At 62.6% G+C, this 13,295-nt stretch carries 12 protein-coding genes, 1 pseudogene and 1 riboswitch; of the genes and pseudogenes, 4 read left to right on the top strand and 9 right to left on the bottom strand.

The window, feature by feature from the left end; translation table 11 throughout:
• Positions 1-159: 159 nt before the first annotated feature.
• Genes AC1PUL_RS19115 through thiB form a run of 3 tightly spaced genes read right to left on the bottom strand, consistent with a single transcriptional unit; the run spans position 160 to position 3,529 of the window.
• Positions 160-903, bottom strand: a complete 744-nt coding sequence (locus AC1PUL_RS19115; RefSeq protein WP_480465616.1) for a thiamine ABC transporter ATP-binding protein — start codon at positions 901-903, stop codon at positions 160-162.
• Positions 896-2,551, bottom strand: a complete 1,656-nt coding sequence (gene thiP, locus AC1PUL_RS19110; protein ID WP_480465615.1) for a thiamine/thiamine pyrophosphate ABC transporter permease — start codon at positions 2,549-2,551, stop codon at positions 896-898. The genes AC1PUL_RS19115 and thiP overlap by 8 nt, the downstream gene beginning before the upstream one ends.
• A 6-nt stretch (positions 2,552-2,557) precedes the next feature.
• Positions 2,558-3,529, bottom strand: coding sequence for a thiamine ABC transporter substrate binding subunit (gene thiB / locus AC1PUL_RS19105; protein ID WP_480468635.1), 972 nt, complete (start codon positions 3,527-3,529; stop codon positions 2,558-2,560).
• 94 nt (positions 3,530-3,623) lie between these two features.
• A riboswitch (TPP riboswitch) is annotated at positions 3,624-3,738 on the bottom strand.
• 124 nt (positions 3,739-3,862) lie between these two features.
• On the opposite strand from thiB, the gene AC1PUL_RS19100 reads away from it, so the two are divergent.
• Positions 3,863-5,653: an ABC transporter ATP-binding protein/permease gene (locus tag AC1PUL_RS19100; RefSeq protein ID WP_480465614.1), complete on the top strand. Its 1,791-nt coding sequence runs from the start codon at positions 3,863-3,865 to the stop codon at positions 5,651-5,653.
• Between the two features lie 6 nt (positions 5,654-5,659).
• Here AC1PUL_RS19100 and AC1PUL_RS19095 read toward each other — a convergent pair whose 3' ends face one another.
• The 4 genes and pseudogenes from AC1PUL_RS19095 to AC1PUL_RS19080 form a co-directional block, all read right to left on the bottom strand.
• Positions 5,660-7,492 carry an ABC-F family ATP-binding cassette domain-containing protein gene (locus AC1PUL_RS19095; protein WP_480465613.1) on the bottom strand — a complete coding sequence of 611 codons (1,833 nt, stop codon included), beginning with the start codon at positions 7,490-7,492 and terminating at the stop codon, positions 5,660-5,662.
• Positions 7,493-7,496: 4 nt separating this feature from the next.
• Positions 7,497-8,151: pseudogene (locus AC1PUL_RS19090) on the bottom strand (thiamine diphosphokinase).
• Between the two features lie 118 nt (positions 8,152-8,269).
• Positions 8,270-8,407: a hypothetical protein gene (locus tag AC1PUL_RS19085; protein WP_185809058.1), complete on the bottom strand. Its 138-nt coding sequence runs from the start codon at positions 8,405-8,407 to the stop codon at positions 8,270-8,272.
• Positions 8,371-8,652 (bottom strand): cold-shock protein, encoded by a 282-nt coding sequence (locus tag AC1PUL_RS19080; protein ID WP_298462911.1) that lies wholly within the window; start codon positions 8,650-8,652, stop codon positions 8,371-8,373. The genes AC1PUL_RS19085 and AC1PUL_RS19080 overlap by 37 nt, the downstream gene beginning before the upstream one ends.
• Before the next feature lie 355 nt (positions 8,653-9,007).
• Between AC1PUL_RS19080 and AC1PUL_RS19075 the strand changes: the two genes are divergently transcribed.
• On the top strand, positions 9,008-9,847 hold the full coding sequence (locus tag AC1PUL_RS19075; protein WP_480465612.1) for an AAA family ATPase: 840 nt from the start codon (positions 9,008-9,010) through the stop codon (positions 9,845-9,847).
• A 164-nt stretch (positions 9,848-10,011) separates the two neighbouring features.
• Entirely contained in the window at positions 10,012-10,965 is a 954-nt protein-coding gene (locus AC1PUL_RS19070; protein WP_480465611.1) for an EamA family transporter, read from the top strand.
• Positions 10,966-11,070: 105 nt separating this feature from the next.
• Here the strand turns inward: AC1PUL_RS19070 and rplS are convergent, their stop codons facing one another.
• Positions 11,071-11,589 carry a 50S ribosomal protein L19 gene (gene rplS, locus AC1PUL_RS19065; protein ID WP_185809055.1) on the bottom strand — a complete coding sequence of 173 codons (519 nt, stop codon included), beginning with the start codon at positions 11,587-11,589 and terminating at the stop codon, positions 11,071-11,073.
• 279 nt (positions 11,590-11,868) lie between these two features.
• Between rplS and AC1PUL_RS19060 the strand changes: the two genes are divergently transcribed.
• Positions 11,869-12,615: a sulfite exporter TauE/SafE family protein gene (locus AC1PUL_RS19060; RefSeq protein ID WP_480465610.1), complete on the top strand. Its 747-nt coding sequence runs from the start codon at positions 11,869-11,871 to the stop codon at positions 12,613-12,615.
• On the opposite strand, the gene trmD is transcribed toward AC1PUL_RS19060, so the two are convergent.
• Positions 12,597-13,289 carry a tRNA (guanosine(37)-N1)-methyltransferase TrmD gene (gene trmD / locus AC1PUL_RS19055; RefSeq protein ID WP_480465609.1) on the bottom strand — a complete coding sequence of 231 codons (693 nt, stop codon included), beginning with the start codon at positions 13,287-13,289 and terminating at the stop codon, positions 12,597-12,599. The two genes, AC1PUL_RS19060 and trmD, sit on opposite strands and share 19 nt — an antisense overlap.
• Positions 13,290-13,295 lie beyond the last annotated feature (6 nt).

Genomic DNA, 13,295 nt, shown 5'->3' with positions numbered 1-13,295 from the left:
TTGCCATCTGCCACGATCACCTCATGACGATCCGGCAGCGCTTCACATAATGCGGAATCGCCGCATTCTCCAGAAGATAGTCATGCCGACGGAAATGACCAATGGTCCTGCCGAAGGAACAACCATTCCTTACGCGCATGGCAGGTGGGGACGACCAAATTAAGGCGATTTGCCTGCAAAAACCGTGTCGCCGAGGAAGTCGCGGACCGGTTTTACGTCCGTTGTTGCGAGAAACTGCGCCTTGGGCGCCTGCACAAGCACCTGCCCGTCATCGATAAAGAGGACGTGATCGGCGAGCCGCACGACGTCGCGTGGGTCATGGGTGACGAGAAGGATCGTGGATCCGGTTTCCGCATGGAGATCGGCCAGAAGCTCCACCATGGCAGCCCGCAAGCCCGGATCGAGCGCTGCAAAGGGCTCATCGAGCAGCAGCACTGGACGTCTGCGAACCAGCGCCCGGGCGAAGGCCGCCCTTTGCCGTTCTCCGCCGGACAGCGACCCAGGAAGCCGTCGCTCGTAGCCGGGAAGTCCGACTCGGGCGAGAGCATCGGAGATCGCCTTGCGATCGCCTGGCGTCAGCCGCAGCGCAGGATGGATGCCGAGCCCGATATTGGTGAAGAGATCGAGATGCGAAAACAGGTTGTTGTCCTGGAAGACCAGCGAGACAGGCCGCTCCGCCGGAGCAAGACCCGTCACATCCTCGCCCGCGATCTCGATGCGGCCGGATATCGGCTGTTCGAAACCTGAGACGAGGTTGAGCAGGGTCGACTTGCCCGAGCCAGAGGGGCCGACAATGGCCGTGATACCCCCGCTGTCGAAAGCACAATCGAAATGGAAGCTGCGATTGCCGAGCGTCAGGCGCGCATCTTCAAGGCGGATCGCGCTCAAATCTCTCTCACGCATCGCGTCTCTCCCGCTGATCACCGTTTTTCTGTGGTCCCGGAGCGCCGATCAGGGCAAGGGCCAGGCAGACGACACCAAGGAGCAAGGCCAGTCCATCGGCGTCCGTACTGCGATAACTGCCCATCTGGGCATAGATGAGGGCGGGCATGGTCGAGATGTTTTCCGATCCAAACAGGGCGACGGCGCCGAGATCGCCGAGCGACAGGGCCATGGCAAAGGCAAGCGCCATCAACAGAGGGCGCTTCAGGACCGGCCAATCGATGCGGCGCAGGCGCTGCCCGACAGACAGGCCGAGACTTTCAGAAAGGCGCGCGGTGCGGTCACGATGCTCGCGATAGGCCGGCTCCAGCACGCGGACGGCAAAGGGCAGGGCCATCAATGCGTTGATACCGGCAACCACGAAGGGCGCAAAGCTGGCGACGTCGCCGCGCGACCTCAAGGCCAGGAACCAGCCGGTGGCGAGGACGCTGGTCGGGACGAGCAGGACCAGCGACGAGGCAGCGGCCAGCGCGATGGAGAAGATGCGACTGCCGGCGTGACGGTTTTGCATCGTTGCGATCTCGGTTCTCGCTGCCACGGCGCCATAGGCGAGGAGGACGGCAAGCAGGCCTGCCGCGAGCGCCACGGCGAGGCTGGTCAGGGCTGCTCGATGAAAGGTGGCTTGGGAGATGAGCCGCCCGAGATCGGCCTGCAGCCCCGACACGACCACCTGGCCCAGCGGCAAGACGAGGAAGAGACCGGCCAGGAGAAGCAGCAAGCCATCCACAAGACGCACCAGCGGTCGCTTTCCATCGAAGCGCTGATAGCGGCGACCGCTGGTCACGCCTGTGTCGGAGGCAGCGGGCAGAAGGCTCAAGGCTGCGAGGATGACAGCCGTGACGGTGATCTGCAGGAGGGCCAGCGAGACGGCGCGTTCGGGGTTAAAGTCGAAGCGCAGCGCCTGATAGATGGCGACCTCGATCGTGGTTGCGGCCGGTCCGCCGCCAAAGACCAGAACAAGCGTGAAACTCGTGACGCAGAGCATGAAGATCAGGCCTGCCGCGCCTGGAATGACGCGTGCGAGCACTGGCCATTCGATGAAGCGGAAGGTGGAGAGTGGCGAAAGGCCGAGGCTCGCCGACATCCGCCAGTATTCCGCCGGCACCCGTTCGAGTGCAGACAGCATGAGCCGTGTCGCGAGCGGCAGGTTGAAGAAGACATGGGCGACGAGGATGCCGGTCAGCCCGTAGATCGAGATCGGCTGGGAGAGACCGAGAGAACTCAGCGCATCATTGACGATGCCGCTTCGTCCGAAGATGCCGATCAGGCCGAGCGCGCCGATCAGAACGGGCAGACCCATTGGCACGGCCATCAGGCGGATCAGCCAGATTCGACCGGGGAAATCCGGCTGTCTGGCCAGCGCGCTGGCAACGGGTAGGGCAAGGCCGACGGAGATGACCGTCGACAGGAAGGCCTGCCAGAGGGTGAAGGAGAGCACCGACCGCACGACCGGATCAGCAAAGGCCGACAGAAGACCGCCGGAAAGCCGGCCCACCAGCAGCGCTGCAAGCGCCACGCCGACAAAGCCCGCCACCACCAGCAAAACGAAAAGGCCGCCCGCGAATGCGGGCAGCCTCTGGCGTCTCGACTGGTGAAGCGGACGGAGCATCCGGTCTTACTTCAGCGTCATGGCTTTCAGCCACTCGTCGATCCAGGCCTGCCGGTTCGCGGCGACTTCGGCCGGGTCCATCAGGAAGGTGGTCTTCGGCTGCACGAGCTTGCCGAAGGCCTCTGGCAGAGGCTCGGACGTGGCGGCGACCGGCATCATCCAGTTGTTGGTCGGGATGGTGTCCTGGAAACCGGGCTCAAGCATGAAGGCGAGGAACTGGCGGGCGAGCGCCTTTTCCGGCGCGTTCTTCAGAAGGCCGGCGACCTCGATCTGGATGTAATGCCCTTCGGAGAATTCGGCAGCCTGGTAGCGGTCGGTTTCCTCGGCGACCATGTGGTAGGCCGGCGAGGTGGTGTAGGAGAGGACCATCGGCGCTTCGCCCTTGGTGAACAGGCCGTATGCTTCCGACCAGCCGGGGGTGACGGTCAGGACGCGGTCCTTGAGCTTGGCCCAGGCTTCCGGCGCCTTGTCACCATAGACCGACTTGACCCAGAGCAGCAGGCCAAGCCCCGGCGTCGAAGTGCGCGGATCCTGGATGACGATCTTCTGGGCCGGATCGCCCTCGACCAGTTCCTTGAGGCTCGTCGGCGGGGTCTTGATCGTCTCGGTGTCATAGATCACGGCGAAGTGGCCGTAGTCATAGGGCAGGAAGACATCGTCGCTGAAGCCGCCCGGCACCTTCACAGCCGAGGCATCCACGCCATGCGCTTCGAAGAGACCGGTCTGCTTGGCTTCCTCGACGAGATTGGTGTCGAGCCCGAGAACGACGTCGGCCTTCGAGGTCTCGCCTTCGAGCTTCAGGCGCGTCAGAAGCGCCACGCCATCAGCGACGCCGACGAAGTTGACGGTGCAGTTGCAGGTCTTCTCGAAGGCTTCCTTGACCTTGGGGCCGGGACCCCATTCCGAGACGAAGCTCTCATAGGTGTAGACGGTCAGCGTCTTGCCTTCGGCGAGGGCCGGCGAGACGAAGCCGATCATGGCAGCTGCGACGCCGCCGATAAACATGGAAACAGTTGTGGGTCGCATGGCGCCCTCCTCCTTCATCATCATAACTGTCGGGATAGGGCGCTTTGCGATCGACGCGTCTAATCCCTCCGCCGGTGTTAACCGGATCAGGTTCCGCGGGTTGGCTGACGCCTCTCAGCATTCCGATCGTTGGAGATCGGAAGGCACCCCGTTAGAGCAGCCTTGAGATAGCGCGCCGCTTTGCAGAGCGCAAGGTGGGACAATTGACCGCATCGCCGCAGGCATGGGGAAACTGACACGTTGCCTGTGTTACAAATGTATCGGGATAAGTGAGAACCGGTGCGCATGGCAGGCTTGCAGTTGAAGGGCATAAGTGAAACGGACCGCGTCGTTGCCGAGGTCGAGGCCAGTTTCAGCCGTCAGTTGGCCATGGCGCTGGACAGTTTCTGGAAGTCCGATGCCCGCAATCGCATTCTCGGCTTTGCCTTTGCGCTTGTGGTCGTGATCCTCGCCACCGTCTACGGCACCGTCCAGCTCAACCACTGGAACGCCCCCTTCTACAACGCGCTCGAACGCCGCGACCTGCCGGCGTTTCTGACGGAACTCCGCAACTTCGCGATCATTGCCGGTGTGCTGCTGGTGCTGAATGTCGTGCAGGCCTGGCTGAACCAGATGACAGCGCTCTACATGCGCGAGGGCCTGTCGCGTGACGTCGTGGATCAGTGGCTAAACGGCGCGCGGGCCTACAGGCTTTCGGTGTCGAGCGCGCTTGGCGTCAATCCGGACCAGCGCCTTCACGAGGATGCGCGCAAGCTTGCCGAAATGACGACCTCACTGTCGATCGGGTTGTTCAATGCCACGATCCTGCTCGTCAGCTTCATCGGGGTCCTCTGGGGCCTGTCCAGCGAGTTCACCTTCAAGATCGGCGACTGGAGCTTCCAGATCCCGGGCTACATGGTCTGGGGTGCGCTCATCTATGCGCTCGCCGCATCGCTGCTCAGCCAATTGGTGGGGCGCAAGCTGTCGCGGCTGAATGCCGATCGCTATGCCCGCGAGGCGGATCTGCGCTTTTCGCTGATGCGCGCCAACGAGAACCTCGAGGCGATCGCCGTCACGCGCGGTGAGGCGACCGAGCGGCAGCATATCCATGATTCGCTTGATGGGGTGCTGATGTCGATCCGCCATCTGGCATTGGCGCTCACCAATCTCACCTGGGTGACGGCCGGCTTCGGATGGCTTGCGATCATCGTGCCGATCCTGATCGCCTCACCGGCCTATTTTGCCGGCACCATTTCCTTCGGTGGCCTGATGATGGCAGCTGCCGCCTTCACCCAGGTCTATTCGGCGCTGCGCTGGTATGTCGACAATTTCGGGGCCATTGCCGATTGGCGGGCGGCCCTGATGCGCGTTACGGTGCTCCGAGCCGCCCTGACCACGATGAACGACAACGAGGGCGGCAGCGGGCGGTTGACGCTTGCGCGGAGCGAGGATGGGACGCTGCGGCTGGAGAACCTCGAGATCTGCGTTCGCGTCAACGGCGATGCCTGCGAAAGTGCTTTCCATCTCAAGGAAAGGGATGTGATGATTTCTGCCGGCGATCGCGTGATGGTCAATGGCGACCAGGGCGTCAATCGCAAGCTGCTCTTCCACGCCATGGCCGGGCTCTGGCCTTTCGGCGAAGGACGCATCCTGCTGCCGGAGGACGAACTCGTCTTCGTGCCGCAGGCAAGTTATCTGCCCGAAGGCCGTTTGCGCAGCCTTCTCACCTATCCGTCGCTCTCTGCCACCGTCGATGATGCAGCTCTCGTTTCGGCCCTGCAGACGGTCGGGCTTGGCGAATTTTCTCGCCGTCTCGATGAAAAGGCACGCTGGGAGAGGATTCTCGACAAGGATCAGCAGATGGCGCTGGCTTTCGCCAATATCCTGCTGAGGAAGCCCCGCTGGCTGGTGATGCAGGATGTGCTGGAAGGGCTGGAGCCGGAAACCGAAAGCCGGCTCACGAAAATTCTGGCTACGGATTTGGCCGAGACAACGCTCATCTATCTCGGCCGGTCGCTTGCCTTTGCCAATGCGACGGGGGCGAGGGCTGTTCACCTTGAGAAATCAGGCGTGCCTTCGCCCGATGCGATCACATGAGGGCAATCAGCCCTCCAGTTCCTCGCGCAGCATCTCGAGTTCCAGCCATTCCTCTTCCATACGGGTGATATCGGCGCGCAGCTTTTCCATTTCGGCGGCGAGCTTGTTGAAGGTCGCCGGGTCCTTGGTGAAGAGGTTGGGATCGGCCATCTTGGCTTCGCGGGCCGCGATTTCCCTCTCGGCCTTTTCCATTTCTTTCGGCAGGTTTTCGAGCGCGAACTTCTGCTTGAAGGAGAGTTTGCCCTTGCCCTTCGAGCCGGCCTCGGCGGGCTTGCCGCCTGATGCTTCCTGGGCCTTTGCCTTCTCGGCCTTTTCGACCCGCTTGCGCTCGTCCTCGACGCCCTTGCGCTGCGCCAGCATGTCGGAATAACCGCCGGCATATTCGATCCAGCGACCATCGGGTGCGTCCGGATTGGCCGGCGCGATCGTCGAGGTCACCGTGCGGTCGAGGAAGTCACGGTCGTGGCTGACCAGGATGACGGTGCCGGAATAGCCGGCAACGATTTCCTGCAGCAGATCGAGCGTCTCGATGTCGAGGTCGTTGGTCGGCTCGTCGAGGATCAGGAGGTTCGAGGGCTTGGCCATCATCCGCGCCAGCATCAGGCGGGCGCGCTCGCCGCCCGAGAGGTTGCGGATCGGCGTGCGGGCCTGTTCCGGCTGGAAGAGGAAGTCCTTCATGTAGCCGGTGACATGCTTCTGCTCACCATTGACCAGAAGATTCTCGCCGCGACCGTCGGTCAGGTAATGGGCCAGCGTGTCATCGGGGTTCAAGTCCTCGCGCTTCTGGTCGAGAACCGCAATCTCCAGATTGGTGCCAAGCTTCACCACGCCGTCGTCGGGTTCCAGCTGACCGGTCAGCATCTTCAGGAGCGTCGTCTTGCCGGCTCCGTTCGGGCCGATCAGACCGATGCAGTCGCCTCGGTGAACGCGGATCGAAAAGGGTGCGACGATGGCGCGATCGCCATAGGTCTTGGCGATCTTGTCGGCCTCAATGACGAGCTTGCCGCTTTCCTTGCCCTCGGTCACCGAGGCCTGGATCGTGCCCTGGGGTCCCTTGTGGCCCCGATAATTGGCGCGCAGCGCCTGGAGATTACCGAGGCGGCGCATGTTGCGCTTGCGCCGCGCGGTGACACCATAGCGCAGCCAGTGTTCTTCGCGTTCGATCTGGCGACCGAGCTTGTGCTGCTCGATTTCCTCTTCTTCCAGCACCTGGTCGCGCCATTCCTCGAAATGGGCAAAGCCCCGGTTCAGCCGGCGCGACTGGCCGCGATCGAGCCAGACGGTGGCGGTCGAGATCTTCTCAAGGAAGCGGCGGTCGTGGGAAATCAGGACGAGCGCGCTGCGGCTCTTTGACAATTCACCTTCCAGCCATTCGATCGTCGGCAGGTCGAGATGGTTGGTCGGCTCGTCGAGCATCAGGATGTCAGGCTCGGGCGCAAGCACCCGGGCAAGGGCCGCACGGCGCGCTTCCCCGCCGGAGAGACGGGTCGGATCTTCCTGTCCGGTCAGCCCGAGATGTTCGAGCAGATAGGTGACGCGGTAGGGATCGTCTCCTGGTCCAAGACCAGCCTCGGCATAGGCCTGGACGGTCATGAAGCCGGCGAAATCAGGGGCCTGCTCCAGATAGCGGATCGTCGAGGCCGGATGACGGAAGACCTCGCCCGACTGGGCTTCCACCAGGCCCGCCGCGATCTTCATCAGCGTCGACTTGCCCGAACCATTGCGGCCGACAAGGCAGATCCGGTCGCCGGGTTCGACCTGCAGGCCGGCGCCGGCCAGAAGCGGCGTTCCGCCGAAGGAAAGATGGATATCGTCGAGTTTCAGAATGGGAGGCGCCAAGGCATCAGGCTCCGTAAAGGTCATAGGGGCGGGCGAGCAACATGGCCCGGCCACGGGAAAGCGAGACCGAGATCGGCCCCTCGGCGATGTTGGATATGGTGCGCGACGATCCGAAGGGCAGTTTGAAATCCTGCAGCGGATAGCGTGCATTGCGGATCGTCAGGCCCTCAAGCGCCGTAAAGCCAAGCACGGAAAAGAGCGCTCCTGCCGGGAAGCTCAAGCGCCAGTTCGCTTTCCTCCGAAAACGGATAGGCCTCTTCCTCGCCCGAAGTGAGCACCACCTCATAACCGTCTTCGACAAGGCCGAGCGCGTTCAGATAGTGCTGGAGGGCGTGGTCGGAGCGTTCGCCGGCAAGCGCACCGGCAAGGATGAGACGGGTTGCACCGCGGGCGATGGCCTCGGCAACCGCGATCTCACCATCGGTGACGGCCTTCGCAGCCGGATAGGTGCGGCGTTCGACCGACGGGAAACGGTCGATCAGGGCGGTGTCGCTGCTGTCGAAATCGCCGACCCAAAGCTCAGGCGTCAGGCCAAGACCGACGGCATGACGCATACCGCTATCGGCCGCGATCACACGGCTGCCCTGCGTCAATGCCCGCAGGCGATCCGTGACGGTCAGATTGCCGCCGAGCAGGAGAGTGAAGGAGGTCGCGTTCATGCGCCTGCCCATACCGCATCTTCGGCAAAAAGGGAAAGGCGAAAGCGTGGGCATTCAGGAGGTTCGAACGATCCAGGGGCGGGATGGCGGACTGCGATGAGACCGCCACGCCCCCGGGTCAGCGCTTCTTGGGCGAAGCGGCCTCGGCATTCTTGATCTGGGTGGTGAAGCTCGACACCGGAGCCGTGGAGGGCTTCGGCTTGTCCTGCTTCGGTTTTCTTACTTCGCGGTTCGAACGCTGCTGGCCTTTAGCCATGATGTGCTTTCCTTTTTCGGAGTGGCCGGTGCCCGGGCGGATGCCTTGCTGCGGCTTGGGTCGATGTCGCCTTCGGCGATGCAGCGGTCGAAACTCTCGTTTTCGAAACGCACGCGGTACTGCCTGCTTCCTGCCGTTTCAGGCAGCGTCGCCAGCACCTTGCAGGTACCAGTGCTGCGGGCCAGGCGGACTGGGCCTTCCTTGAGGACGAGCAGGTCGCCGATCGAGTAGATGTGTCTGGTCAATGCTGTCTCCTGCAGTGGGATGCTGCGATCGGGAAAGCCTTCCGGCGCGACATGGCCGAAAGAATCTGTGGGACGGTGTGGCCTTGCAAACGGCTGGCCATAGCGGCCAAACCGATCGTTCGGCCTGCGAAGTCTTGGTCGTGGGAAGGTCGGTGATGCCCGGCGCCCGATGTTCCGACCTCGCGGAATGGGCATTTGCAACAAGGCACGCATCAGCTTTCGTGAATTCACGTTGTCAGAATGGGGCAAAAACACAAGCTTTATCTGCCCGGATCAGGGAAACTGTCTGCTTCACTTGCGCGGGAATGGTCCTCTGACTAGGTTTCAGCCCGGTCAAGGAAGAGGTCGAGACATCATGCAGTTTACCGGAACCGCCGACTATGTGGCCGACAAGGATCTGATGGTCGCCGTCAATGCGGCCATCCGCCTGGAACGGCCCCTGCTCGTCAAGGGAGAGCCGGGAACCGGCAAGACGGAACTGGCGCGCCAGGTCGCAGCCGCGCTCGGTCTCGACATGCTCGAATGGAATGTCAAATCAACCACGAAGGCGCAGCAGGGGCTCTACGAATATGACGCCGTTTCACGCCTGCGCGACAGCCAGCTCGGCGATGCCCGCGTCAACGACGTGAGCAATTACATCCGCAAGGGCAAGCTCTGGCAGGCCTTTGCCGCCGATCGGAAATGCGTGCTGCTGATCGACGAGATCGACAAGGCGGATATCGAGTTTCCCAATGATCTGCTGCAGGAACTCGATCGCATGGAGTTTCACGTCTACGAAACAGGCGAGACGGTGACCGCGCGGGTAAGACCGATCGTGATCATCACATCGAACAACGAGAAGGAATTGCCGGACGCCTTCCTGCGTCGCTGCTTCTTCCATTACATCCGCTTTCCCGAAATGGAGACCCTGGAGCGGATCGTCGAGGTTCATTATCCCGGCATCAAGAAAACCCTGCTGCGCAATGCGCTGACGCAATTCTACGAAATCCGCGAAACGCCGGGGCTGAAGAAGAAGCCTTCTACCTCGGAAGCACTCGACTGGATCCGTCTCCTGGTTTCCGAGGATGTCGATCCGGCAGATCTGCGCGGCGAAGCGAAGAATGCGCTTCCGAGACTGCATGGCGCGCTCCTGAAAAACGAACAGGATGTTCACCTCTTCGAACGGCTCGCCTTCATGGCCCGACGCGACCGCTGATCGCCGTCACTTGTTTCCGCCAGATCGTGAGTGATGCGACATCCGGTGTCGCTGCCCCGCTTGACGGCTGGCTGCCGGATAGGATCAAATTCAAGCCTCATGATTGCAGTGCCTGATCAAGCAAGCGGCCCGGCACGCCAATCCGCCACGTTCCGGAGCCTTTCATGCTGCTCGGCATTCTCGCGGGTCTTCTGACCTGTGCCCTCTGGGGCCTGACTTTCGTCGCCCCAAGGCTGATCGACCCCTATTCGGCTCTTGACCTGACTGTCATGCGCTACGGTGCCTTCGCGCTGGGCTGCCTGGTGCTGATGATCCATCCGCGGCTGCGCCCGCGGGGCTTCAGCCGCCAGAGGTGGATGATTGGCCTTGCCCTCGGCTCCGTCGGTTACATCGGATATTTCCTGGCGGCAGCCTTTGCCGTTCTCTTGGCGGGCGCTGCCATCCCGCCCCTGATCGTGGGCCTGATGCCGGTGGTGTTGGCCGTGATCGCCAATACGCGGGATCGGTCCCTGCCCTGGTCGCGACTGACCCTGCCGCTTCTGCTGATCCTCATCGGCGTCAGCGTCGTGAATGTCGATACCCTGGCACGGACCGAACCGGCGGAACTCGGATCCCTCTTGCTCGGGATCCTCCTGTCCTTCGTCGCTCTGTCCACCTGGGTCGCCTACGGGCTCATCAACTCCGTGGTGATGAACGGACCGAACCCGCCGCAGAGTTTTCACTGGACGGCTATCCAGGGCATGGGCGCCGGCATCGGCGTGCTCTTGCTCCTGCCCTTCGCAACCTTCCCTGACCTGATGGCAGCCGGCGTCGAGGGCACGGGCCGCTTCATCTTCTGGGCGCTGCTCCTGGGGCTCGCCGGCTCGCTCATGGCGACCTGGCTTTGGTTGATCGCCGCAACGCGCATGCCGCTGGCGCTGGCCGCTCAGCTCATCGTGGCCGAGACGGTGTTCGGCCTGTTCTTCGGCTTTCTCTATGAAGCCCGCCTGCCGACGATGTGGGAAGGGATCGGTATTGTCCTGCAGATTGCAGGGGTCGGTCTGGCGATTGCGCTCTTCAACCAGGCGCGCAAGCTGAAGCTTGCGACCGATGCCATCATCGCATCGCGCAATGCTTAGATAATTGGGCCTAGTCATCGGGGCCTGATCATCTGGATCGGTACACGCAACGAAAAAAGGCTCCGGAAACCGGAGCCTTTGATCATGTGACAGGCTGGCAGCTGCTTATTCGGCAGAAGCTTCAGCGGCAGCGGCCTTTTCGGCGGCCTCTGCTGCGGCCTTCTCGGCTGCGAGAGCCTGAGCGGCTGCAACCTTTTCAGCCTCGATGCGTGCCTTTTCCTCGGCGATCGCAGCGCGCTCGTTTTCGTTGAGCTTGCGGGCGCGGGTGCCGGTGTTCTCGACGATACGAGCCGACTTACCGCGACGGTCGCGCAGGTAGTAGAGCTTGGCGCGACGAACCTTACCGCGACGGACGACTTCAACGCTTTCGACGAGCGGCGAGTAGACCGGGAATACGCGCTCGACACCTTCGCCGTAGGAGATCTTGCGAACGGTGAAGCTTTCGTTGATGCCGGCGCCCGAACGGGCGATGCAAACGCCTTCATAGGCCTGCACGCGGGTACGGTTGCCTTCCTTGACGGTCACGTTGACGCGGAGCGTGTCGCCAGGCGAGAATTCCGGGAGCTTGCGCTTGGCTTCGATCTTGGCGGCCTGTTCGGCTTCCAGCTGCTGAATGATGTTCATGTCTAACCTCGGTTTCTTCTGAATCAGCCAGAGCGCTCGACGATGATCCCTTGGAACGATGCCTGAGGATATTGACCCTGACGGGCCGGAGCGAATACGCAGTTCTTTCTTGTGGCAGACGGGCGAAACGCCCATTTCCGAGGCGGCCAATACACCAAGACATCCGCCTTGTCACCCCTTCGACGTCTTATTTTTCCGTTGCGGCAGAGTGCCGGACGCCTTGCGGGGCAGGATGTCTCCCCCTATCACGGTACCTGGTTTCGGAGGAGACGGGGTCTGATGTCGATTGCGCTGATACTTCTGCTGTTTGGGGCGGGCTTTCTGTCAGGGGCAGTCAATGCGATTGCGGGCGGCGGAACCTTCCTGACCTTTGGCGCTCTGACGCTTGCCGGCCTGCCGCCGATCAGCGCCAACGCGACCTCATCGGTCATCCAGTTTCCGGGCTACATCACCTCGACACTGGCCTATGGCAAGGAGCTTAAGGCCATGGGTCGGAGTGCCTGGATCCTCGCGGCCGTCTCGGCTGTCGGCGCGCTCGGCGGCGCACTCTTCCTGATCTCGCTGTCCAACCCGGCGTTTCGCGCCATGGTGCCCTGGCTGCTCTTGGGCGCGACCTTGATCTTCGCGGCCGGGCCGAAGCTCCGGCCAAAGACCAAGGGAGAAAGCCATCCTGCCACCCCGCTGGGCCTGACGCTCCAGGGTGCGACCTCCTTTTATGGCGGCTTCTTCGGTGCCGGCATGGGCATCATGATGCTGGCATCACTAGGGCTTGCAAGCGGTGGCGATTATCACCGCCTCAACGCGCTGAAGAACTTCCTCTCGATCGTGATTGCAGCCGTGGCGATCATCGTCTTTGTCGGCGCAGGCGCGCTGTCCTGGTTGCATGCCGCGATCATGATCCCGGCCGTGGCAGCGGGCGGCTATGCCGGTGTTGCCGTGGCCAAGAAGGTCCCGCAGACGGTCCTGCGCTGGATCGTGGTGGCTGCCGGCCTGGCGCTCGCCGTCTATTACTTCTTCACCGGCTGAGAGGGCAGAAGGTCGGGACGCCGTTCGCGCGTAAGCGCAACGGCCTGCTCGTGGCGCCATTTCTCGATCGCCGCGTGATTGCCTGAGGTGAGCACCTCGGGGATTTCCCGCCCCTCGAAGACCTGTGGGCGGGTGTATTGCGGGTGTTCGAGCAGACCACCCTCGAAGCTCTCATGCACGCCGGACAACTGGTTGCCCATGACGCCGGGGAGGATGCGGACCACGGCATCGAGCAGGGTCAGCGCCGCAGGCTCGCCGCCGGAAAGAATATAGTCGCCGATGGAAACCTCTTCGAGTTGGCGGGCATCGATCACGCGCTGGTCGACCCCTTCGAAACGGCCACAAACGATCACCACGCCCTCGCCTTCCGCCAATGCGCGAACCCGCTCCTGGGTCAGCGGCCGGCCACGCGGGCTCATCAACAGGCGGGGCCTTCCATCGTCGGCTATGGAATCGATGGCCCGCGCCAGCACATCGGGGCGCAACACCATGCCGGCGCCGCCGCCAGACGGCGTATCGTCGACGCTGCGATGTTTGTCCTCGGCGAAGTCACGGATCTGCACCGCTTCGATCGACCAGTCGCCACGCTCCAGCGCGCGACCCGCAAGCGCCAAACCGAGATGCCCCGGAAACATGTCCGGATAGAGCGTCAGGATGGAAGCCTTGAAGGGCATGGGCAC

The organism is Rhizobium sp. P43, assembly GCF_056730705.1.
The sequence above is the reverse complement of the archived record's forward strand: the minus strand, read 5'-3'. Positions and strand labels throughout refer to the sequence as shown.

What these genes read in the sequence shown, in the direction of transcription:
- AC1PUL_RS19115 (WP_480465616.1), bottom strand. Translation starts at nt 903, where the DNA reads ATGCGTGAGAGAGATTTGAGCGCGATCCGCCTTGAAGATGCGCGCCTG.
- thiP (WP_480465615.1), bottom strand. Translation starts at nt 2,551, where the DNA reads ATGCTCCGTCCGCTTCACCAGTCGAGACGCCAGAGGCTGCCCGCATTC.
- thiB (WP_480468635.1), bottom strand. Translation starts at nt 3,529, where the DNA reads ATGATCGGCTTCGTCTCGCCGGCCCTCGCCGAAGGCAAGACGCTGACC.
- AC1PUL_RS19100 (WP_480465614.1), top strand. Translation starts at nt 3,863, where the DNA reads ATGGCAGGCTTGCAGTTGAAGGGCATAAGTGAAACGGACCGCGTCGTT.
- AC1PUL_RS19085 (WP_185809058.1), bottom strand. Translation starts at nt 8,407, where the DNA reads ATGGCTAAAGGCCAGCAGCGTTCGAACCGCGAAGTAAGAAAACCGAAG.
- AC1PUL_RS19075 (WP_480465612.1), top strand. Translation starts at nt 9,008, where the DNA reads ATGCAGTTTACCGGAACCGCCGACTATGTGGCCGACAAGGATCTGATG.
- AC1PUL_RS19070 (WP_480465611.1), top strand. Translation starts at nt 10,012, where the DNA reads ATGCTGCTCGGCATTCTCGCGGGTCTTCTGACCTGTGCCCTCTGGGGC.
- rplS (WP_185809055.1), bottom strand. Translation starts at nt 11,589, where the DNA reads ATGAACATCATTCAGCAGCTGGAAGCCGAACAGGCCGCCAAGATCGAA.
- AC1PUL_RS19060 (WP_480465610.1), top strand. Translation starts at nt 11,869, where the DNA reads ATGTCGATTGCGCTGATACTTCTGCTGTTTGGGGCGGGCTTTCTGTCA.
- trmD (WP_480465609.1), bottom strand. Translation starts at nt 13,289, where the DNA reads ATGCCCTTCAAGGCTTCCATCCTGACGCTCTATCCGGACATGTTTCCG.